The organism is Rhodoferax lacus (assembly GCF_003415675.1).
Lineage (GTDB): Bacteria > Pseudomonadota > Gammaproteobacteria > Burkholderiales > Burkholderiaceae_C > Allorhodoferax > Allorhodoferax lacus.
The window spans coordinates 132,964-152,720 of sequence record NZ_QFZK01000010.1 but is presented as its reverse complement, the minus strand read 5'-3'; the positions used below and the strand labels follow the sequence as shown (position 1 = coordinate 152,720).

The window sequence follows — 19,757 nt, the reverse complement described above, 5'->3', positions numbered from 1 at the left end:
GGGCTTTTTCTTCCGGAGCTGCATCGATCTGATCGTAAGCCTTGGCAGAGCCGCCAAACTTGGCTGCCAGCACCGTGGTGATGGCTGCAGTCAGCGTGGTCTTGCCGTGGTCAACGTGGCCAATGGTACCCACATTGACGTGAGGCTTGGTACGTGTGAATTTTTCTTTACCCATGATCGAACTCCGAGAAGTAGTGAGATAAAAACATTAAAAGCCGCGTAGCCTCACCTCCAGAACGGAAGTGAGGCTACAAAACTGGTGCCCTTTGCGGGAATCGGACCCGCGACCTCTCCCTTACCAAGGGAGTGCTCTACCACTGAGCCAAAAGGGCGAAATTCATCACTGTCGTGAAACATCAACTGTGGAGCGGGGTAGGAGAATCGAACTCCTCGCTTTAGCTTGGAAGGCTAAGGTATTACCACTATACGAACCCCGCGCAATACGGGAACGCTAAACAGTCAACACGGTCACAGTCAACACATCACTGGTGGAGAGGGCTGGATTCGAACCAGCGTACTCGTAAGAGGGCAGATTTACAGTCTGCTGCCATTAACCACTCGGCCACCTCTCCTAGGTGAGCCACAGATTATGCCACGAAATTATGAAGCTCCGGCCTTCCAGGCCTCGGCTTGTGAAAAATGTCCACATCCGATAAAGGGCAGCGGAGGTCGCAGGGCCGACAGGGGTGACGGGTGGTTGGCCATCAGCACGCGATGGCGGCTGGCGTCAATCAAGGAGCGCTTGCTTTGGGCGTGGGAGCCCCACAGCATGAACACCACGGACTGGGGCAACTGCGACACCTGGCGAATGATCTGGTCGGTCAACACCTCCCAGCCGCGTTTGGCGTGGCTGGCGGGCTGACCCTCCTCCACCGTCAGGCAGGTATTGAGCAGCAGCACGCCCTGTTCGGCCCATGGCACCAGGCTGCCACCCGGACAGGGGAACACCGGCGGGGGCGTGCCCAGATCACGCTGCAGTTCCTTGAAGATGTTGCGCAGGGAGGGTGGGCAGGCCACACCGGGTGCCACGGAAAACGCCAGCCCTTCGGCCTGGCCGCGCCCGTGGTACGGGTCCTGCCCCAGGATGACGGTGTGCACTGCCTCTGGCGGCGTCAACAACAGGGCGCGCAGGGGTTGTGGCGGGAAGATGCAGGCCCCGGCGTCGAGGCGCTGCTGCAAAAAGGCCAGCAGCGTAAGGCCCGGCGCCGAGGCAAAAAAGGCGCTGACCAGCGGCTGCCAGCCTGAGGCCACCGGCCAGTCGGCGGGGTTGGCGCTTTGGAGCTGCTCCTTGTGCGGATCAGCCCCCCGTTCGTGCGGCGCCTGACCAAACAGTGTGCCCTGCATCAAACGCCCGCTTTCTTTCCGGTGGCTCAGCCGAACAGCTGGGCCAGCGCCTCGCCCGGCTCGGGCGCACGCATGAAGGCCTCGCCCACCAGAAAGGCGTTGATGCCGGCCGCCCCCATGCGCAGCACGTCGTCGCGGGTGTGGATGCCACTCTCCGTGACCAGGATGCGCTCGGCAGGCACCAAATGGCGCAGCGCCAACGTGGTGTCCAGCGAGACCTCAAAGGTCTTGAGGTTGCGGTTGTTGATGCCAAGCAGTGGCGTCTTGAGCTTCAGGGCGCGTTCCAGTTCGGCTTGGTCGTGCACTTCCACCAGCACCGCCATATCCAGCGCATGGGCAATCGCTTCCATGTCCTTCATCTGCGCATCGTCCAGGCAGGCGGCAATCAACAACACCGCGTCGGCGCCCATGGCGCGCGACTCGTAGATTTGGTAGGCGTCGACCATGAAGTCCTTGCGCAGCACCGGCAACTGGCAGGAGGCGCGCGCCTGCTTGAGGTAGTCGGCACTGCCCTGGAAGAACTGCGCATCGGTCAGCACCGACAGGCAGGCTGCGCCAAACTCGGCGTAGCTTTGCGCAATGTCTGCGGGGATGAAGTCTTCACGCAGCACGCCCTTGGAGGGGCTGGCCTTCTTCACTTCGGCAATCACTGCAGGCTGGCCTGCTGCGATCTTGGCGCGGATGGCGCCCACAAAGTCACGTGTCAGCACGCGGGACTCGGCGTCCGCCCGCACCACGTCCAGTGGCTTGCGTTTGGACGCCGCGGCAATCTCCTGCCGTTTGACCGCCACAATTTTGTCCAGAATATCGCTCATGTTGTCCTTAAGCTGCCAGGCGGGCAGAAAGTGCCGCCAGCGTAGTGAGTTTGGCCTTGGCCGCGCCAGAGGCTATGGCCGCATAGGCCTTTTCAATGCCGTCCTGCATGCTGGGCACGACATTGGCGGCATACAGGGCCACACCGGCGTTGAGCGCCACGATGTCCCGGGCCGCGCCAGGCTGGTTGTCCAGCACGCCCAGCAGCATGGCCATGGAACTGGCTGCATCTTCCACCTTGAGGGCGCGGTTGCTGGCCATGGGCAGGCCAAAGTCTTCGGGGTGGATCTCATATTCGCGGATTTCGCCGTTCTTCAATTCGCCCACCAGGGTGGATGCCCCAAGGGACACTTCGTCCATGCCGTCGCGGCCATAGACCACCACCGCATGTTCGGCGCCCAGGCGCTGCAGGGCACGCACCTGGATGCCCACCAAATCGGCGTGGAACACGCCCATCAGGATGTTGGGCGCGCCGGCCGGGTTGGTCAGCGGCCCCAGCAAATTGAAGATGGTCTTGATACCCATCTCGCGGCGCACCGGTGCCACATTCTTCATGGCGGGATGGTGGTTGGGCGCGAACATGAAGCCCACGCCGGTTTCTTCCAGGCACTGGGCAATCTGCGCGGGCGTGAGGTTGATGCTCACCCCCAGCGCCTCCATCACATCGGCGCTGCCGCTCTTGCTGCTGACGCTGCGCCCGCCGTGCTTGCTCACGCGCGCACCGGCGGCGGCGGCCACAAACATGGCGCAGGTGGAAATGTTGAAGGTGTGCGAACCGTCCCCGCCGGTGCCCACGATGTCCACCAAATGGGTCTTGTCCGCCACCTCTACCTTGGTGGAGAACTCGCGCATGATTTGCGCGGCGGCAGTGATCTCGCCGATGGTTTCCTTCTTGACTCGCAGGCCTGCCGTGATGGCTGCAATCATCACCGGCGAGACCTCGCCGGACATGATCTGGCGCATCAGGTGCAGCATCTCGTCGTGAAAAATCTCGCGGTGTTCAATGGTGCGCTGCAGAGCCTGCTGCGGCGTGATGAGACCTTTGGATTGGGGCATGGTTGAGTCCTTAGGATGCGGGGTTGTCAGTGAGTGCGAGCTTGCAGCCAAACGCAATAAAAAGCGAACCGGCCACGCGGTCCAGCCAGTGCATGCGCGCCTGCAGGCCGCCAGCCTTTTGCGCCAGCCAGACAGCCGCCACGGCCCAGCCCAAGTTGACCCACACGGCGTTGAAATTGAACAGCAGACCCAGCAGCAAAAAGGCCAGTGGCTTGTGCTCCACCGTGGGCGCTATGAACTGCGGCAAAAAGGCCAGAAAGAACACTGCCACCTTGGGGTTCAGGGCATTGGTCCAGAAGCCGCGCAGAAAGATGGTTTTGAGTTCTCCGCTGGCTGCCGAATGCCTTGCCGGCACATCACCTGCAGGCACAGCCTCCAGAATCTCACCAGCATCTGCCCGCAACGGGGAATCCGACACCATCGGCGCCTGCGAGAACAGCATGCGCGTGCCCACATACACCAGGTAGCCCGCACCCAGCCACTTGAGCACGGTGAACGCCGTGCTGGAAGCCAGCATCAGCGCACTCACCCCCACGGCGGCGGCAAAGATATGGACAAAGCAACCGGCGGTAATGCCCAGGGCCGCTATCAGCCCTGCGCGCAGGCCGTGGCGCAGCGACTGGCTGATGATGTAGAGCACATCCGGCCCGGGCGTGAGGTTGAGCAGCAGGCCCGCAGCGATGAACAGCAACAGTTGATCCAGCGGCATGGCGTGCCCTTACGCGGCAAAGAAGCTGCGCACTGAGGCCACGGCGCGGTCTACGGCAGCGGCATCCACATCCAGGTGCGTGACAAAGCGCAGGCGGTACAAACCTGTGATGAGCACGCCCTGGGCCTTGAGATGGTCCTGCAGCGCATTCGAGCGCTCGCGTGCCGCACCTACCAGGTCCACAAACACAATGTTGGTCTGCGGCGCCTCGACCTCCAGGCCTTGTATGCCGCGCAGGCCCTCGGCCAAGCGCAGGGCCAGGGCATGGTCCTCGCCCAGTCGGACTACCTGGTGGTCCAGTGCATACGACGCAGCCGCCGCCAGCATGCCGGCCTGGCGCAGGCCGCCCCCGGCCATCTTGCGGATGCGGTGGGCGCGGGCAATGAAGTCCCGGCCGCCACACAGGGCAGAGCCAATGGGCGCGCCCAGGCCCTTGCTGAAGCACACCGAGGTACTGTCAAAACAGGCGGCAATGGCGCGGGCTTCTGCGTACACATCGGTTCCGTTTTGCGCCGCTTGCGCGGTGGCGGCATTGAACAGGCGTGCACCGTCCAGGTGGCGACTCAGGCCTTTGCTTGCAGCCAATGCAGTGGCCGCCTGCACATAGGCAAACGGCAAGAGCTTGCCGCCCCAGGTGTTCTCCAGGGTCAGCAGGCGGGTCTTGGCGAAATGGGCGTCGTCGGGTTTGATGGCGGCCTCGATATCGGCAAGCGCCAGTGTGCCATCCGGCTGGTGGCTCAAGGGCTGCGGCTGCACGCTGCCCAGCACGGCAGCACCCCCGCCTTCCCAGCGGTAGGTGTGGGCCAGCTGGCCGACGATGTACTCGTCGCCACGCTGGCAGTGGGCCAGGATGCCGCACAGATTGCTTTGCGTGCCGGTGGGCATGAAGAGCGCTGCTTCAAAGCCCAGCATGGCTGCAATTTTCTCCTGCAGGGCGTTGACGCTGGGGTCATCGGCAAACACGTCGTCGCCCAGAGGCGCGGCCGCCATGGCGGCACGCATGCCCTCGGTGGGTTGGGTGACTGTGTCACTGCGAAAATCTGCCGTGGCGTTCATGTTCACTCCAGAAAGTTCTTCAGCATGGCGTGGCCATGCTCAGTGAGTATGCTTTCCGGGTGGAACTGCACGCCTTCCATGCGCACCGCAAACGGCAGGCCGGTGTGGCGCACGCCCATGATTTCGCCGTCATCAGTCCAGGCGGTGATAGCCAACTCTTTGGGGCAGCTGCTGCGCTCAATCGCCAGCGAGTGGTAGCGGTTCACGGTGAATTTTTCGGGCAGCCCGGCAAACACGCCCTCTTGCGTGGTGGTGATCACCGAGGTCTTGCCGTGCATGAGCTGCTGCGCGCGGATGATGTTGCCGCCCAGCGCCGCACCAATGCTCTGGTGGCCCAGACAGACGCCCAAAATTGGCAGCTTGCCCATGAAGTGGCGAATGGCGGGCACCGAGATACCGGCTTCATTCGGCGAGCAAGGGCCAGGAGAGACCACCAGGCGGTCGGGCTTGCGAGCGGCGATCTCTTCGAGTGTGATTTCATCGTTGCGGAAGACTTCCACCTCGGCACCCAATTCACCGAAATACTGGACGATGTTGTAGGTGAAGCTGTCGTAGTTGTCCACCATCAGCAGTTTGATTTTGTGTGTCATGGTGCTTACTCCAGTCCTTCTTCCACCAGCTCGCTGGCGCGCAGCAAGGCGCGGGCCTTGGCTTCGGTTTCTCTCCATTCCAGCTCGGGCACGCTGTCGGCCACCACACCGGCGGCGGCCTGCACGTACAGGGTCTGGTTCTTGATGATGCCGGTGCGGATGGCAATGGCCACATCCATATCGCCGGCGTAGCTCAGGTACCCACAGGCGCCGCCATAGATGCCGCGCTTGATGGGCTCCAACTGGTCAATCAGCTCCATGGCGTGCACCTTGGGCGCGCCGGTCAGTGTGCCCGCAGGGAAGGTGGCCTTGAGCACGTCCATGCTGGTCATGCCGTCCAGCAGCGTGCCTTCCACATTGCTGACGATGTGCATCACATGGCTGTAGCGCTCCACACAAAACGCGTCGGTGACCTGCACCGTGCCGGTCTTGGCGATGCGGCCAATGTCGTTGCGGGCCAGGTCAATCAGCATCACGTGCTCGGCGCGTTCCTTGGGGTCGTTCACCAGCTCGTGCTCGGCAGCCCGGTCCAGTTCGGGGGTGGCGCCACGGGGGCGGGTACCGGCCAGAGGGCGGATGGTGACTTTTTGCTCGGTAACGCCGTCGTTCACCACTTGTTCTTGTCGCACCAGGATCTCGGGCGAGGCGCCCACTACATGGAAGTCGCTGCCCTGCCCGTCCGCGCCGCTGAAGTTGTAGTAGTACATGTACGGGCTGGGGTTGAGCGCGCGCAGGGCCCGGTACAGGCTCAAGGGCGACTCGGTGTAGCGCTTCTTGATGCGCTGGCCCACCTGTACCTGCATGAAGTCGCCCCCGGCGATCAGCTCCTTGGCGCGCTCCACGGCTGCGATGTAGTCGGCCTTGGCAAAGTCGCGCACCGCCTCATGGCTCTGGCTGGGGCGTATCTCGGGCGCTACCACGGCCTGCGCCAATTGCGCGCGCAGGGTGGCCAGACGGGCCCGGCCCAGCGCAAAGGCATCGGGCAGCGCCGGGTCCACATACACAATCAGGTGCAGCTTGCCCGACAGGTTGTCGATCACGGCCAGCTCTTCGGTTTGCAGCAGCAGGATGTCGGGTGTGCCCAGCTCGTCTGGCGGGCAGCTGGCTTCGAGCTTCTTCTCGATGTAGCGCACCGCGTCGTAGCCAAAGTAACCGGCCAGGCCGCCGCAAAAGCGCGGCAGACCGGGCTGCAGAGCCACCTTGAAGCGGCTTTGGTACTGGGCAATGAAGTCCAGCGGGTTGGCCTTGGAGGTTTCCACCACCACGCCATCGGTCACCACCTCGGTGCGGGCCGCATCGCCAAAACCGCTGGCGCGCAACAGGGTGCGCGCTGGCAGGCCGATGAAACTATAACGGCCAAAACGCTCGCCGCCCACCACCGACTCCAGCAGAAAGCTGTAGGGTGCGGGCTCCGTCTCGCCGGGCTTGCGCGCCAGCTTGAGGTAGAGGGAGAGCGGGGTTTCCAGGTCCGCAAAGGCCTGGGCCATGAGCGGTATGCGGTTGAAGCCTTGGTCGCGCAGGGCTTGGAATTGGGTTTCAGTCATCACGGTGCTCGTGCCTTTATCCAGAAATGCAATCGGTGTCCCCGGTCAAGGGGCGAGAGAGCGCGTCACTCAACCGCAGGGAATCTTGGCAACTCCGGGGGCAAGGTCGGCCGCGCTGTGCGAGCCCATCCGCCCGGCATACGTCGCAATCTCAGAACAAGGTCAGGAGAAGGACGTGGGGACGCGCTCAGCCAAAGCAGGCGAGGTCCGCCAGGGCCAGGCTCCCCGGTCGCTACAACCCGTAATGGTGATGCGGTGAATAAACATAGCCCCAGTGTAGCAAACCCTGGTCCAGTGGCGGGCAGCTAAAACCCGCAAGTATTTGCTGACTGCCGCTGCATTGCGTCAAAATTGCACCTGCGCCTACTGGGCACGCCACATTACGAAGGACCGGGGATGAAACTCAGCCTGAAACTGCCACTGGCATTTGCCCTCACTCTGACTCTGTTGCTGGCAGGCGCCCTGTTTGGCATCTGGAAGCTCAATTCCGCAGTAGCCCACTTTGAAGTAGATGTGCTGCACGAGGTAGCCGCACAGAACAAGGGCGCCGAAATTGCCTCCCACTTCGCCGTCGCCATCCAGGAGTGGAAGAACACGCTGCTGCGTGGCTCCGACCCCAAGGACCTGGACAAGTACTGGTCTTCGCACCAGAAGGAAATGGGCGCAGTCAATGCCCGAATTCTGGAACTCGAAAAACTGGTCGACGCGCAAAGTGAAGTGCACCCCTTGGTAACCAAACTGCGGGGCGACATGGAGTCCGCGCAGGCAGGCTATGTTGCAGCGTTTGAAGCCTTCAAGGCGGCCGGCAATGATCCGGTGGCAGGCGACAAGGCGGCCAAGGGCCGGGACAGGGCCGCCACCGCCACCTTGAATGAACTGCGCACCGCTCTCACAGTGGCTGAGGCCCGCTCGTCCGAGATCGCAGTCAGCAGCGCCAGGACGGCCAACCGCGTGGCGATAACCGTCATGTTGCTCATCAGCATTGTCACCATGGGCGGCAGCGTATGGCTCAGTCGGCACATTGCCAATGACCTTAGCCAGGCGGTGCATTTGGCCCAAAGCGTAGCCCAGGGCGACCTGAGTTCGCGGGTAGAGACGCGGGGCCATGACGAGATTGCTGCGCTGATGCGCGCGCTGGGCGCCATGCAGGACAACCTGGCATCCCTGGTGGCCCGCGTGCGCCAAGGCGCAGAGAGCCTGGCCAATGCCAGCACGGAGATTGCCCAGGGCAACCACGACCTGTCGGCGCGCACCGAACAACAGGCCGCAGCCCTGCAACAAACCACCTCCAGCATGGCGGCACTGGGCTCCACCGTGAACCACAGTGCTGACAGCGCGCGCCAGGCCAACCAGCTGGCCACCAATGCCTCCAGCGTGGCCGTCCGCGGCGGCGAGGTGGTGGGCCAGGTGGTGGAAACCATGAAGGGCATCAACGACAGCTCGCGCAAGATTGCCGACATCATTGGCGTGATTGACGGCATTGCCTTTCAGACCAATATTCTGGCGCTCAATGCCGCCGTGGAAGCCGCCCGCGCGGGCGAACAGGGAAGAGGCTTTGCCGTGGTCGCCTCCGAGGTGCGGGCGCTGGCGGGGCGCTCCGCTGAAGCGGCCAAGGAAATCAAGACCCTGATTGGCGCCAGTGTGGAGCGCGTGGAACACGGCACCGCCCTGGTCGACCAGGCTGGCACCACCATGGGTGAAGTGGTCAACGCCATCCGGCGCGTGACGGATATCGTCGGCGAAATCAGCTCAGCCAGTTCCGAGCAGAGCGTGGGTGTCTCCCAGGTCGGGCAAGCCATAGGACAGATCGACCAGGCTACCCAACAGAACGCCGCACTCGTGGAAGAAATGGCCGCTGCGGCAAGTGGGCTCAAGAACCAGTCACTGGAGCTTGTGAACGCAGCCTCCGTGTTCAAGCTGCAGGGCCATGCGACGCAGGCTGCACCTTCGTACTCCATGGGTACACCGCCCAGTCGCCCGCCGATGCTGGCTACCAAACCTGCGCAGCGTCAGCTGGCTTCTGGCACCAGAGCGCTCAAAGCACCAGCCACCACCCCGGCAAAACCTGCAGCGAAAGCCCCCAGCCCCAAACTGGTGGCGCCTGCCAAAGCGGCGCCTGCTCCCGCACAAACCGCTTCGGGCGATGAGGAGTGGGAGACCTTCTAGAACTGTTGATGCGCAGCGCCTGAATCAGGCGGCCAGCTCGCGCCGCATGGCGTCCACCACCGCCTTGTAGTCGGTTTTGCCAAAGATGGCGCTGCCGGCCACAAAGGTGTCGGCACCGGCATCGGCCACACGGCGGATGTTGTCGGTCTTGATGCCGCCGTCCACTTCCAGACGAATATCCTTGCCGCTCGCGGTGATGCGGCGGCGCACGTCCTCAATCTTGCGCAGGGCCGAGTCAATAAAGCTCTGGCCGCCAAAGCCGGGGTTGACGCTCATGATCAGCACCAGGTCGATGTCGTCAATCACCCAGTCCAGCACATCCAGCGGTTCGGCCGGGTTGAACACCAGGCCAGCCTTCACGCCCTTGGACTTGATGGCCTGGATGCTGCGGTGCACGTGGCCACTGGCGTCCGGGTGGAAGCTGATCAGGTCGGCACCGGCCTCGGCAAAGCCGGCGGCCAGCGCGTCCACGGGCGAGATCATCAGGTGCACATCAATCGGCACAGCCACACCAGCGGCCGTCTTGGCATGGGGCTTGAGGGCGGCGCAGACCATGGGGCCGAAGGTCAGGTTGGGCACATAGTGGTTGTCCATCACGTCAAAGTGGATCCAGTCGGCACCGGCGGCGATGACGTTGCTGACCTCCTCGCCCAGGCGGGCAAAGTCGGCGGAGAGGATGGAGGGGGCGATGCGAAAGGTCATGGTGTTGGCTTTGGTATGGGCTTTGGAGGCTGTATTTCTGCGGCGCTATTTTCGCAGTTAGCATTGCGCCATGTCCAAGTATGATTTTTTGGTGGAAGTCGCACCACAATACCTTCCCGACCAAAGCAACCCGGACGAGGATCTGTACGTCTTCGCCTACACCATCACCATCACCAATACCGGTGAGGTCACGGCCCAGCTGATCTCCCGCACCTGGAACGTCAACGACGCCAACGGCCACACCGAAAAGGTCAAGGGCCTGGGCGTGGTGGGCCAACAGCCCCTGCTCAAACCCGGCCAGTCGTTTGAATACACCAGCGGCACGCGCCTGCGCACACCGACCGGCACCATGCACGGCAGCTTCTTCTGTGTGGCCGAGGACGGCGAGAAGTTTGACGCCGATGTGCCCATGTTTGTGCTCGACGCCCTGAGCGGCGACCACGGCCTAGGCAAGTCCCGCACCCTGCACTAGGCGACTACCGCGACACCACACAGCCCATGACAAAAACCGCCCGCGACCTGCCTGCCCTGCTGGAGGCACTGGATCCGGAAGCGGACTTGGTGCACCGCCACCTCTGGCTGATTGAACTGCTGGACTGGATACGCGGCCCCAAAGCCTCGGCCTCCACCGCCATCGGCCATATCGAGATGCTGCTGGACGTGCTGGAAGCCCGCCCTGAAACACGCGCACAGTTCCAGCACTGGTGGCGCCAGCTGCTGACCTCGGTGGAGCTGAGCAGCCTGCTGTCGGACTACGGTTTTTCCGCGCGCAACGCCTTTGTGAGCGAACTGGTGCAGCGCCTGCACCACCGCTGGCTGCCCGCCTCGCCCCAGACCACCGATGCGGCCGAGCTGTTTGCCCTGGTGATGTCGCACCCACAAGACGCGCAGTGGCTCTCCGCCCTGCCCCCGGCGCTGCTGCAGCGCCTGGCTTTCATCCTGACCATGCCGTCGGACGGCCACCATGTGAAGGAGCACCCTGGCCTGACACACTGGCAGGACACCTTGCTGGACGCCCTGACCTTTTGCACCAGCCAGATCCGCGCCACCGGCTTTTCGCCTGAGATCCGCCTGCGCATGGACAGCACGGCGCGCGAGCACAGCCCGTTTCGCGAACTCACCACCAGCTTTGACAGCGTGCGCGACGCCTGGCTGAGCGGCCAGGGACTGACCGAGGCGGCGCTGGCCTACACGCAGCAGCTGGATGCCTGCAACCAGGCGGCCTCCACCGTCTACCAGCATCTGGATGCGCATGGCATATCGGTGGACCTGGTGTTCCGCTTGCGCCAGCTGCGCGACCGCATTGGGCGTGCGCGCACCCTGCTGACCTGCCTGCTCGACGATGCGCAGCACCAGCACGCCGCACAGCTGCTGTCGCACCTGGCCACACGCGAGCAGGACCTCAAAAGCGTGGGCGCGCTGATCCAGAGCAGCTCTTCCCTGCTGGCGGCCAAGGTGGCCGAGCGCAACTCGGAAACCGGCGAACACTACATCACCCGGGACCTGGGCGAGTACCGCACCATGTTGAACCAGGCCGCCGGTGGCGGGGTGCTGACCGCCCTGACCACAGCCCTGAAGTTCGCCGTGATGGCCCTGGGCTTGAGCGCCTTCTGGTACGGCTTTTGGGCCGGAGTGGTGTATGCCGCCAGCTTCGTGCTGATCCAGCTGCTGCACTTCACCCTGGCCACCAAGCAGCCTGCCATGACGGCCCCGGCCATGGCCGCCAAGCTCAAGGACGTATCCACCCCGCAGGCGCTGGACGCCTTTGTGGACGAGGTGGCGCACCTGGTGCGCTCGCAAACGGCGGCCGTCATTGGCAATGTGGCGCTGGTGTTTCCGGCCACCATCCTGCTGGCGCTGGGTGTGCAGCAGATACGCGGTGCGCCCATGATCGATGAGGCCACCGCCCACTACGTGCTGCATTCGCTCACCCTGCAGGGCCCCAGCGTCCTGTACGCCGCCTTCACCGGCGTGCTGCTGTTTTCCAGCAGCATCCTGGCGGGCTGGGTGGAGAACTGGTTTGTGCTGCACCGGCTGGACTCGGCCATGCGCTACAACCCGCGCTTTACTGCCGTGCTGGGTGTGAAACGTGCGGCGCGCTGGGCGCGCTTCTGGCGCCACAACATCTCGGGTCTGGCGGCCAATATTTCACTGGGCTTCATCATGGGGCTCACCCCCTCCATCATGGGCTTCTTCGCCATTCCGCTGGATGTGCGCCACGTCACGCTCTCTTCTGGCCAGCTGGGTGCAGCCTGCGCCACCCTGGGCACCGAGGTGCTGCAGATGCCTGAGTTCTGGTGGGCCGTGGCGGCCATTCCACTCATTGGCCTGATGAACGTCAGCGTGAGCTATTACTTTGCCTTTCGCGTGGCCCTGCGTGCGCACGACGTGTCGGACATTGGCCGCAGCCTGATCTACAAGAGCATCGGCCGTCGCCTGCTGTCCGCGCCCTTGAGCTTTGTCTGGCCGGTCAAAAGCAGTACTACATAGGCTGCATGCCATGGGTGAGTTCGACCTGATCAAGCGCTTTTTTACCCGCCCCACGCCGCGTGCCGTGCTGGGTGTGGGTGACGATTGCGCCCTGCTGCAGCCCGCCCCCGGCATGCAGTTGGCCATCTCCTGCGACATGCTGGTGAGCGGACGCCACTTCTTCCCCGATGTAGACCCGCGTGCCCTGGGCCACAAGGCCCTGGCCGTGAACCTGAGCGACCTGGCCGCCTGCGGTGCTTCGCCCCTGGCCTTCACCCTGGCATTGGCCCTGCCAGAGGCTGACCCGGCCTGGCTGGAGCCGTTTTCGCAGGGCCTGCTGACACTGGCCGATGCGCAGGGCTGCGAGCTGATTGGAGGCGACACCACGCAGGGGCCGCTGAATATCTGCATCACGGTGTTTGGTGAAGTGCCCGCCGGATTGGCGCTGCTGCGCAGCGGCGCGCAGGCCGGTGACGATGTGTATGTGAGCGGCACACTGGGCGATGCCAACCTGGCGCTGACGCACATGATGCGGGAGAGACAGGAAGGCACTGCTACCGCCTTGCCACCTCTGCGGCTCAACGCAGCCGACTTGGCCCGGGCGCGCCAGCGCCTGGAGCAACCCACACCGCGCGTGGCTTTGGGTATGGCGCTGCGCGGCATTGCCACCGCAGCCGCTGACATCAGCGACGGCCTGCTGGGTGACCTGGGCCACATCCTGGAGCGCTCTGGCAAGGGCGCCACGCTGGATACCACGCGCGTCTTCACGCTGCTGGGCGCGCACCACTACGCAATGGAGGCAGCTACCCTGCTGGCGGGCGATGCCGTGCGCATGCAGGTGCTGCAGCATGTGCTTAGCGGTGGTGATGACTACGAGCTGGTGTTCACCGCGCCGCCCGACCGCGCCGCCGCTGTGCAGGCCGCAGCCTTGGCCAGTGGCACGCCGGTCACGCGTGTAGGCCGCATTGACGCCGAGCCGGGCCTGCGCCTGCTGGATGGACAAGGGCGCCTGCTGTCACCGCACAATTTCCAATCGTTTGATCACTTTGCTGGCACGGCCTGACAGCTGCTGAAGCCGCTGGCGGCCAAAGCCCCGCAACGCTTCAGGGCAGCCGTAATCTGGCTGTCGGTACATCTTGACATCTTCACGTAGAACTTCCTTGTTGGAAAATTCCACTTTTTGGACCTTTGGTTTATCGGGAGGATTACCCAAGCATAGGGCGAATTCGCGCCACCGGTGTTTGCCAAAATGAACGCCGCCAATCCTGAATCGACATTCCCATTGTTCGATAGTAGTTGCGCAGATTTCCCGTTTACCGGCGGGCCAAATTGCGCGCTAGGATCGTATCTCTCTTTGTCGTTGTATGCGTCAATGATCATTCCTTTTGTCAGGTCCTCGCCACCGTAGCTGCTATTGCGCATGGCATCTTCAATTTGCTTTTGTGTGTATTTGCCGCCGCTCTTTGCTGCAAGGCTTCTTGCAGCTTGCCGCTCAGTCGGATGCAACTGCCGGTTATTCGCATCCTGATTGAACCCGGCCGCAGCCCCCGCAGTACCGCCCACTGCCGCCCCAACCGTTGCCGCCATGGCACCGCATGCAAGGCCACACGCGCTGCGCCACCTTCCTCCCACTGCGCTATGCCCGCTGCATCGTTGCTGACCCTGGCCTCGGCCAGCTTCTGCGCCGCATAGTCCCCCACCGCCTTGCTGGCCTGCTGCCCAAAGCTGCTGGTGATCGCAACTTGGGCATTGATGTCGCCCTTGACCTTGTCGGCATCAAAGACCTTCTGGATGCCAGTCTGCGCATCGCCGGTTCTGACATTCAGGTTGCCCGCAATGCCCGATATGCCCGCCTGTGTGGTGCTGGCCGCATTGCTCTTGGCCTCTCCCACTCCGGCGCTGCCGCCGGCCATACTGCCCACCCCCACGCTGACCTGGCTGGACTCGGCCTTGTAGCTGGCCGTGTTCTGCACATCGCTGATGCTGAGCTTGCCATCGGTCTGGAAGCTGTTCTTGCCTTGCTCCACTGCACTCTGGGTGCTGGCGACCACGCCGCCGCTCAGAGTGGTGTCACCCTTGACCTTGACCTGGAAGCCCCCGTCCCCCGCCTGGATGCCGCTTTGCTCCTGCACGCTCTGGAAGTTGCTGTTGGTCTTGCTGCTGCCCGCGCTCAAGGAGGCGCCCGACATCGTGCCCACGCCGATGGTCACCGAGGCACTGCTGTTCTGGCTGCTCTCGGCATATGTGCTCTTGTCCTGCAGGCTGGCGATGACCAGGTTGCCACCCACATCAGCGCTAACCGTGTTGCCCTTGACCACAGCGCCTTTGAGGGTGGTGTAGCCGCCGCTCTGGATGGCTACCGTGTTGCCGGTAACCTGGGTGTTGGTGTAGTCGGTGTCAGCTCCGTTGCCTTGGCCGTTGGCGCTGCTGGCGCTTAAGCTTATGCCGTAGCCGGTTTTGGCCCCCAGGGAGAACGACACACCCAGGCTGTTGCTGCTGGAGCTGTTGCTGCTGGTCTGCGTGGTGCTGTTCGCAGCGGCCAGCAGGTTCACCTGGTTGTCGGCGTTCAAGGTTACGGCCTTGCCAGCCTCGATGGTGCTGCCTTGCACGGTGAGGTTGCTGAATTGGCCCGCACGGTTGAAAAAAATTGGGTATGAAGAAATGGGTGCTGTTTCAAAAGCTCAGGCTGAAACCCGCAACGGTCTGCGCCGTGCGAAAGCCATCCGGCTTGTTCAGCTGTGTGCCCACAAACAGGTCGTACTGCAGCTTGCTTTTGGAAACCTTGAAGCTGCCACGCAAACCCAACACGCCGCCACTGAGCGTGTTGCCCAGCAGCCTCTCGCTGCCGGGGCCACCAACTTCACCCGCGTCCAGACCCAGATAGGCTTCCTGACCAGAGTCACCCAGGGCCAGGCTGAAATCGTTGCGCAAGGTCCAGCCACGTTCGGCCGCCAGGCTGGATTCGCCATCAAAGCCACGCACCGAGTAGCGCCCGCCAATGGCCAGGCGGTCTTGCGGTGTCAGTGGCGTGCTGTTGTCCTGCACATGCAGGCTCACGTTGTATCGGGCGCTGTGCTGCGTCACCTGGAAGGGCACGGCCGCTGTGACCTCCAGGCTCCACAGGCCAAACCGGGAGCGGCCTTCGTTGAACGTTTCCTCGGGTGCGGCTATGGAATCGAAGTCACCGGTGCCGCGCTTGTAGGCCAGACTGGCCTCCAGCGTGGCGTCACCCACAGGCTCTTTGTGGTTGGCACCCAGTTCCCAACCACCCACCACCCGGCGCTGCACCTGCACTTCGGTGTCGTCAATGAAGTTGTTGCTCCTGCGCTGCCAGGCCTTGAGGCTGAGGCTGGTCTTGCGCACGGCGTCGCGGTAGACCAGGCGGCTGAGTTTGAGTTCGCTGTTCTCGCTGGTGCCGCTGTAGACGTAATCCTGGTTCAGGCCCGCGATGTTCTGGAAGTAGCGGCTGCTGCTGTAGGTGGCGCCCAGCAACCAGTACCCCAGGGGCAGGCTGTAGTGCACGGTGTTGCCACGGGTGCCGCGCGCTCCGGCATCGCCACCGCCCAGATCGTGGTTGGCTGTGAAGTAGAACAGGTCACTCAGGCCCAGCGGGTTGTCCAGGGACAAAGTGGCACTGCCCTGGTAAATACCGGTGCCTTTGCTGCCGCTGTCGTCCACTGTCAATGACAGCCGAAGGGGGGAGCGTTGCTGGTAGCTGATGACCAGATCGCTTTGGCCCGGGGCTGCGTTGTCTTGTGCAGGCTCAATCTGGATGTCCGCCTCTGCAGTGGGCACACGCTTGAGGTTCTCCAGGCCCTGCTCCACATCGCGCAGGTTCAGTAGATCGCCGCTGTGGATGGGAACGGTGTTGCCCAGGCGCACACCGGGCATGCCTGCGTCCTTGAAACGGATGGTGTTCACATGCCCGGGAATCAGCGTGAGGGCCAGGGTGCCACTGCTGAGGTCCTGCTCTTGCGCCAGCACGCGGCTGGTGACAAAGCCGCGCTGCAGCAGGCTTTGCTGGGCGCGCTTGAGCACCAGTGCAACGCCTTGGGCGCCCAGGCATTTGCCCTTGGGGGAGTCATCGCCTTGGGGGCCTGCCAGGGCGGCCATTAGCCAGACAAACTCGTCGCTCTGCAAATTGGCGCGGTCTGTGGATACCGCCGCTTGGTCGACATTGCTGATTTGCAGGGCATCTATGCGAAAGCACGGGGACTCTGAACGGGATAGCCTGGTGGATTCCAGCGCAATGGCAGGTGACTGCACATCCACCGAAGACTCCTCTCGTTGGCGCTGGGCTTGCGTGCGCTCGTCCTGTCGGCGCAATTCGGGGCTGGGATCGGGTGGGGTAATTTTCGTGCTCTGGGCATGCACCGGCAACGCCACTGCCAGGGCACTGAACAACATGCTGACCACTAGCGGCGAAGGCCGTTTCGGGTGCGGTTGGGTGAATGGATTGCGGAAGTGTTTCATCTCTGGGCCGTCCCTGTGTTGCGTTGTGCATTGATGTTTCGCAAGTTTGTTGACTTGCTTCTTTGCGATCGCACTGCAATGCCCATCGTTGAACACTCTGATAAAAAACAGGCAGGGTGAATGCACTGTCGATCACTCACAGTGCAAGGCCTGCGGCTCTTGGATAATCCCCCCCATGCAAGACCGTTCCTCCGACCCCATAGACGTGGAAGTAACCGTCTTCCCCGAAGACCCGGGCCAGCCCGCCCCCATTGACCGTCCCAGCGTGCGCTTCATGCTGTCGCACCCGGCGCACTGGTTTGCCCTGGGTTTTGGCTCCGGCCTGTCGCGCATTGCGCCGGGCACGGCGGGTACGCTGTGGGCCTGGATCAGCTATGTGGTGCTGTCGCAGTGGCTGACTACCACCGCCTGGGGCTGGGTGATTGCGGCTTCGCTGCCGCTGGGCTGGTGGGCCTGCACGGTCACAGCGCGCAATATGCGGGTGCTGGACCCGGGCAGCATCGTGTGGGACGAGGTGGCAGCCTTCTGGCTGGTGCTGTGGCTGGTGATGCCGGCCAGCCTGGCCGCGCAGGCCATGGCCTTTGGCCTGTTCCGTTTCTTTGATGCGGTCAAGCCCGGCCCGGTGGGTTGGGCCGATGCCCTGTTCCACCACGTCAACCCGCACACCGACCGCCATGCCTGGACCAAGGCGGGCTTTGGCATCATGTTCGATGACCTGGTGGCTGCAGCCTGCACGCTGCTGGTGATTGCGGTCTGGAAATTTCTCTGATGCCAAACCTGCAGCCGCCGGGTACGGCACACCTCTGCACGCAACTGGCAGCAACACTGTTGGCGCAACAGCGCATGCTGGCCACGGCCGAGAGCTGCACCGGCGGCCTGATTGCCGCCGCCTGCACCGATCTGGCGGGCTCCAGCGAATGGTTTGAACGTGGCTTTGTGACCTACTCCAACGCGGCCAAGAGCGACATGCTGGGCGTGGATGCGCAGCTGATTGCCCGCCATGGCGCAGTCAGCGAAATCGTGGCGCGGGCCATGGCCCAGGGCGCCTTGCAACAGTCTTTGGCCCAGGTGTCGGTGGCCGTGACGGGCGTGGCCGGACCCAGCGGCGGCAGTGCGGACAAGCCGGTGGGCACCGTGTGGTTTGCCTGGGGTCTGCCCGGTGCCGTCCACTCGGAAATGCGGCGCTTCAACGGTGACCGCGCCGCTGTGCGTGCCGCCACCGTGCAGCATGCGCTGCAGCGCCTGCTGACCCTGCTCAACACCCAGACTTGAGCACTACTGGGAAGGCACTGCCAGGTCGCTTGACAACTCTCAACCGAAGGCGATAAATAAAACTAATTTTTTATATAAAGTTAGTTAAAAACACTATCTTTTTCTTCATGAAGACGCATTCTATCCGTTCATTTCAACCACTTGAAAAGGATAGAAACCATGACACTGACAGAAATTTCCCGGCTTGTTCAAGGCATCTTTGACAACATCTTCAACTCGGTCACGCAGGCCGAGCCCGGGGGCAAGCCGGTCGCCCAAGCATCGTCTACGGTGTTGACCCTGATGAAGCCGGGCCTTGCGATCAATTCCGCAGACTTCCGTAACCCCTGGACCCCAGGCAACAGCAGCGGCAGCCAGGGCTCCGCCATCCATACCGCCCAGTTGGTTGATGCCGCACCGAAGATGTCTACGCTTTATACGGACAGTGGAGTCACCATCACCGAGATCTACAAGCAGATGCTCGATGGTGTGCACATTCCAGCGCAGGCACCCAACCCGGCGATTGAAAAGCAGTTGCAGGATGCCGAAAACTATCTGTTCCGTCTGGTGGACGTGACCGACCCCGACACGGGTGTCGTCACCAAGAAGAAGATGGAGTCGCAGGTGTACCGCGACTATCTGGACAACCAGTCGGCCTACAACAGCGCGCGGGTTGCTTATATCGGCGCTTTCATGGAAGCGCAGAAAACAGCGACAGGCAAGAACACCTGGCCCATGATTGCCTCCACGCTGCAAATTCCGGTCAAGACGGCCTATGACCGTTGGCGTGCAGAAGATGCCAGCAAGGTGGAACAAAACCTGGCCATCAAAACAACCTCGACCCAGAACGCCTTGCAACTGGCTTGGAAGCAAGCGCAGGACCTGTACGAGGGCTACGGCGTGGTGCTGGATGACACCGGCACTGGTTTGTCACCGAAGGTGCAACGCGTCTCCCTGTTGCCCTCTGACTGGTTCAGCAGTACCAGCACATCCAGCGGCTGGACCACCTTCGATTCAGCCTCCAGCAATGTAGCGACCAGTTCCTCGTCCGACTTCACCTCGTATGGCGGTTCGGCTGGCTTTAGCCTGGGGCTGTTCAGCATTGGCGGGTCGGCCGGTCATTCCAGTTCACAGCAACAGGCCAGCTCCGAAACCAGCAACCTGCGCATCAGCTTTGAATACACCCTGGTCACCATCCGGCGCCCCTGGATGAACTTCAGCCTCTTTGGCACCAAGGGCTGGGACTTGGGCAATCTCTACAAAAAAGGCCTGATTTCCAACGGCAGTAAAGTAGGCCAGAACAGCGCCAGACTGCCGCTGCTGCCGACCTCGTTTGTGGTGGCACGCAAGGTCAAGATTTCTGCCAACTGGGCCAAGGCGGATTGGGATCTGATCACCTCCAAGACGAGTGGTGGTGGCGGCTTTGGTATCGGGCCCTTCTCGATCTCTGGCAGCTATTCGCATTCGAGTTCCAAGCAGACATTCAACTCGGCTTTGGCCGGCGGCACCATCACCGTGCCGGGTGTGCAGATCATCGGCTTTATCAACCAGGTCGTGCCTTACTGCCCGCCGGCCTGACCTGCT

General features: G+C 62.8%; 19 protein-coding genes and 3 tRNA genes. 7 read left to right on the top strand and 15 right to left on the bottom strand.

All coding sequences use genetic code 11. The features are described 5' to 3' along the window. From DIC66_RS15525 to DIC66_RS15475, 11 genes are all read right to left on the bottom strand, one after another. The coding region (locus DIC66_RS15525; RefSeq protein ID WP_233505953.1) for a GTP-binding protein at positions 1-175 on the bottom strand (175 nt) is incomplete at its 3' end. 82 nt (positions 176-257) lie between these two features. Beyond that, positions 258-332, bottom strand: a tRNA-Thr gene (locus tag DIC66_RS15520). Between the two features lie 31 nt (positions 333-363). After that, positions 364-437: transfer RNA gene (locus tag DIC66_RS15515), tRNA-Gly, on the bottom strand. A gap of 49 nt (positions 438-486) precedes the next feature. Next, a tRNA-Tyr gene (locus DIC66_RS15510) sits at positions 487-572 on the bottom strand. A 28-nt stretch (positions 573-600) separates the two neighbouring features. Beyond that, complete coding sequence (locus DIC66_RS15505; RefSeq protein ID WP_117178822.1) at positions 601-1,344, bottom strand: uracil-DNA glycosylase; 744 nt, start codon at positions 1,342-1,344, stop codon at positions 601-603. A gap of 26 nt (positions 1,345-1,370) precedes the next feature. Continuing rightward, on the bottom strand, positions 1,371-2,159 hold the full coding sequence (gene trpC, locus DIC66_RS15500) for an indole-3-glycerol phosphate synthase TrpC (RefSeq protein WP_117178820.1): 789 nt from the start codon (positions 2,157-2,159) through the stop codon (positions 1,371-1,373). 7 nt (positions 2,160-2,166) lie between these two features. After that, positions 2,167-3,213, bottom strand: a complete 1,047-nt coding sequence (gene trpD / locus DIC66_RS15495) for an anthranilate phosphoribosyltransferase (RefSeq protein WP_117178818.1) — start codon at positions 3,211-3,213, stop codon at positions 2,167-2,169. A 10-nt stretch (positions 3,214-3,223) separates the two neighbouring features. Then, complete coding sequence (locus DIC66_RS15490; protein WP_117178816.1) at positions 3,224-3,922, bottom strand: LysE family translocator; 699 nt, start codon at positions 3,920-3,922, stop codon at positions 3,224-3,226. A 9-nt stretch (positions 3,923-3,931) separates the two neighbouring features. Further along, a complete protein-coding gene (gene ltaE, locus DIC66_RS15485) occupies positions 3,932-4,978 on the bottom strand; it encodes a low-specificity L-threonine aldolase (protein ID WP_117178814.1) in 1,047 nt (348 codons plus the stop codon). Positions 4,979-4,980: 2 nt separating this feature from the next. Then, positions 4,981-5,568, bottom strand: a complete 588-nt coding sequence (locus tag DIC66_RS15480; RefSeq protein ID WP_117178812.1) for an aminodeoxychorismate/anthranilate synthase component II — start codon at positions 5,566-5,568, stop codon at positions 4,981-4,983. A gap of 5 nt (positions 5,569-5,573) precedes the next feature. Next, positions 5,574-7,115, bottom strand: a complete 1,542-nt coding sequence (locus tag DIC66_RS15475) for an anthranilate synthase component I family protein (RefSeq protein WP_117178809.1) — start codon at positions 7,113-7,115, stop codon at positions 5,574-5,576. A gap of 393 nt (positions 7,116-7,508) precedes the next feature. Between DIC66_RS15475 and DIC66_RS15470 the strand changes: the two genes are divergently transcribed. Next, complete coding sequence (locus tag DIC66_RS15470) at positions 7,509-9,278, top strand: methyl-accepting chemotaxis protein (protein ID WP_117178807.1); 1,770 nt, start codon at positions 7,509-7,511, stop codon at positions 9,276-9,278. 24 nt (positions 9,279-9,302) lie between these two features. On the opposite strand, the gene rpe is transcribed toward DIC66_RS15470, so the two are convergent. Further along, a complete protein-coding gene (gene rpe / locus DIC66_RS15465) occupies positions 9,303-9,980 on the bottom strand; it encodes a ribulose-phosphate 3-epimerase (RefSeq protein WP_117178805.1) in 678 nt (225 codons plus the stop codon). 70 nt (positions 9,981-10,050) lie between these two features. On the opposite strand from rpe, the gene apaG reads away from it, so the two are divergent. From apaG to thiL, 3 genes are read left to right on the top strand one after another with little or no spacing between them, the layout of a single operon-like run. Continuing rightward, the gene (gene apaG, locus DIC66_RS15460; RefSeq protein ID WP_117178803.1) at positions 10,051-10,452 is read left to right on the top strand and encodes a Co2+/Mg2+ efflux protein ApaG; all 402 of its coding nucleotides are present in this window, start codon (positions 10,051-10,053) and stop codon (positions 10,450-10,452) included. Positions 10,453-10,478: 26 nt separating this feature from the next. Continuing rightward, the gene (locus tag DIC66_RS15455) at positions 10,479-12,470 is read left to right on the top strand and encodes a site-specific recombinase (protein ID WP_117178801.1); all 1,992 of its coding nucleotides are present in this window, start codon (positions 10,479-10,481) and stop codon (positions 12,468-12,470) included. Between the two features lie 10 nt (positions 12,471-12,480). Next, on the top strand, positions 12,481-13,512 hold the full coding sequence (gene thiL / locus DIC66_RS15450) for a thiamine-phosphate kinase (protein ID WP_117178799.1): 1,032 nt from the start codon (positions 12,481-12,483) through the stop codon (positions 13,510-13,512). Here thiL and DIC66_RS15445 read toward each other — a convergent pair. From DIC66_RS15445 to DIC66_RS15435, 3 genes are all read right to left on the bottom strand, one after another. Continuing rightward, entirely contained in the window at positions 13,491-13,871 is a 381-nt protein-coding gene (locus DIC66_RS15445) for a hypothetical protein (protein ID WP_117178797.1), read from the bottom strand. The two genes, thiL and DIC66_RS15445, sit on opposite strands and share 22 nt — an antisense overlap. After that, entirely contained in the window at positions 13,838-15,058 is a 1,221-nt protein-coding gene (locus tag DIC66_RS15440) for a hemagglutinin repeat-containing protein (protein WP_233505949.1), read from the bottom strand. The genes DIC66_RS15445 and DIC66_RS15440 overlap by 34 nt, the downstream gene beginning before the upstream one ends. A gap of 64 nt (positions 15,059-15,122) precedes the next feature. Continuing rightward, positions 15,123-16,856 carry a ShlB/FhaC/HecB family hemolysin secretion/activation protein gene (locus tag DIC66_RS15435; RefSeq protein WP_117178842.1) on the bottom strand — a complete coding sequence of 578 codons (1,734 nt, stop codon included), beginning with the start codon at positions 16,854-16,856 and terminating at the stop codon, positions 15,123-15,125. A 241-nt stretch (positions 16,857-17,097) separates the two neighbouring features. On the opposite strand from DIC66_RS15435, the gene DIC66_RS15430 reads away from it, so the two are divergent. The 3 genes from DIC66_RS15430 to DIC66_RS15420 all read left to right on the top strand — a co-directional run bounded on the left by DIC66_RS15430 (position 17,098) and on the right by DIC66_RS15420 (position 19,751). Continuing rightward, complete coding sequence (locus DIC66_RS15430; RefSeq protein ID WP_117178795.1) at positions 17,098-17,691, top strand: phosphatidylglycerophosphatase A family protein; 594 nt, start codon at positions 17,098-17,100, stop codon at positions 17,689-17,691. Next, a complete protein-coding gene (locus DIC66_RS15425; protein WP_117178793.1) occupies positions 17,691-18,194 on the top strand; it encodes a CinA family protein in 504 nt (167 codons plus the stop codon). Before DIC66_RS15430 ends, DIC66_RS15425 begins: the two co-directional genes overlap by 1 nt. Positions 18,195-18,353: 159 nt before the next feature. Beyond that, a complete protein-coding gene (locus tag DIC66_RS15420; protein ID WP_117178791.1) occupies positions 18,354-19,751 on the top strand; it encodes a hypothetical protein in 1,398 nt (465 codons plus the stop codon). The last annotated feature ends 6 nt before the right edge of the window (positions 19,752-19,757 follow it).

Excerpts from the sequence above, each read along its gene's own strand:
- DIC66_RS15505 (WP_117178822.1), bottom strand. The coding sequence starts at position 1,344 with ATGCAGGGCACACTGTTTGGTCAGGCGCCGCACGAACGGGGGGCTGAT.
- trpC (WP_117178820.1), bottom strand. The coding sequence starts at position 2,159 with ATGAGCGATATTCTGGACAAAATTGTGGCGGTCAAACGGCAGGAGATT.
- trpD (WP_117178818.1), bottom strand. The coding sequence starts at position 3,213 with ATGCCCCAATCCAAAGGTCTCATCACGCCGCAGCAGGCTCTGCAGCGC.
- DIC66_RS15490 (WP_117178816.1), bottom strand. The coding sequence starts at position 3,922 with ATGCCGCTGGATCAACTGTTGCTGTTCATCGCTGCGGGCCTGCTGCTC.
- ltaE (WP_117178814.1), bottom strand. The coding sequence starts at position 4,978 with ATGAACGCCACGGCAGATTTTCGCAGTGACACAGTCACCCAACCCACC.
- DIC66_RS15480 (WP_117178812.1), bottom strand. The coding sequence starts at position 5,568 with ATGACACACAAAATCAAACTGCTGATGGTGGACAACTACGACAGCTTC.
- DIC66_RS15470 (WP_117178807.1), top strand. The coding sequence starts at position 7,509 with ATGAAACTCAGCCTGAAACTGCCACTGGCATTTGCCCTCACTCTGACT.
- rpe (WP_117178805.1), bottom strand. The coding sequence starts at position 9,980 with ATGACCTTTCGCATCGCCCCCTCCATCCTCTCCGCCGACTTTGCCCGC.
- apaG (WP_117178803.1), top strand. The coding sequence starts at position 10,051 with ATGTCCAAGTATGATTTTTTGGTGGAAGTCGCACCACAATACCTTCCC.
- DIC66_RS15455 (WP_117178801.1), top strand. The coding sequence starts at position 10,479 with ATGACAAAAACCGCCCGCGACCTGCCTGCCCTGCTGGAGGCACTGGAT.
- thiL (WP_117178799.1), top strand. The coding sequence starts at position 12,481 with ATGGGTGAGTTCGACCTGATCAAGCGCTTTTTTACCCGCCCCACGCCG.
- DIC66_RS15445 (WP_117178797.1), bottom strand. The coding sequence starts at position 13,871 with ATGCGCAATAGCAGCTACGGTGGCGAGGACCTGACAAAAGGAATGATC.
- DIC66_RS15435 (WP_117178842.1), bottom strand. The coding sequence starts at position 16,856 with ATGTTGTTCAGTGCCCTGGCAGTGGCGTTGCCGGTGCATGCCCAGAGC.
- DIC66_RS15430 (WP_117178795.1), top strand. The coding sequence starts at position 17,098 with ATGCAAGACCGTTCCTCCGACCCCATAGACGTGGAAGTAACCGTCTTC.
- DIC66_RS15425 (WP_117178793.1), top strand. The coding sequence starts at position 17,691 with ATGCCAAACCTGCAGCCGCCGGGTACGGCACACCTCTGCACGCAACTG.
- DIC66_RS15420 (WP_117178791.1), top strand. The coding sequence starts at position 18,354 with ATGACACTGACAGAAATTTCCCGGCTTGTTCAAGGCATCTTTGACAAC.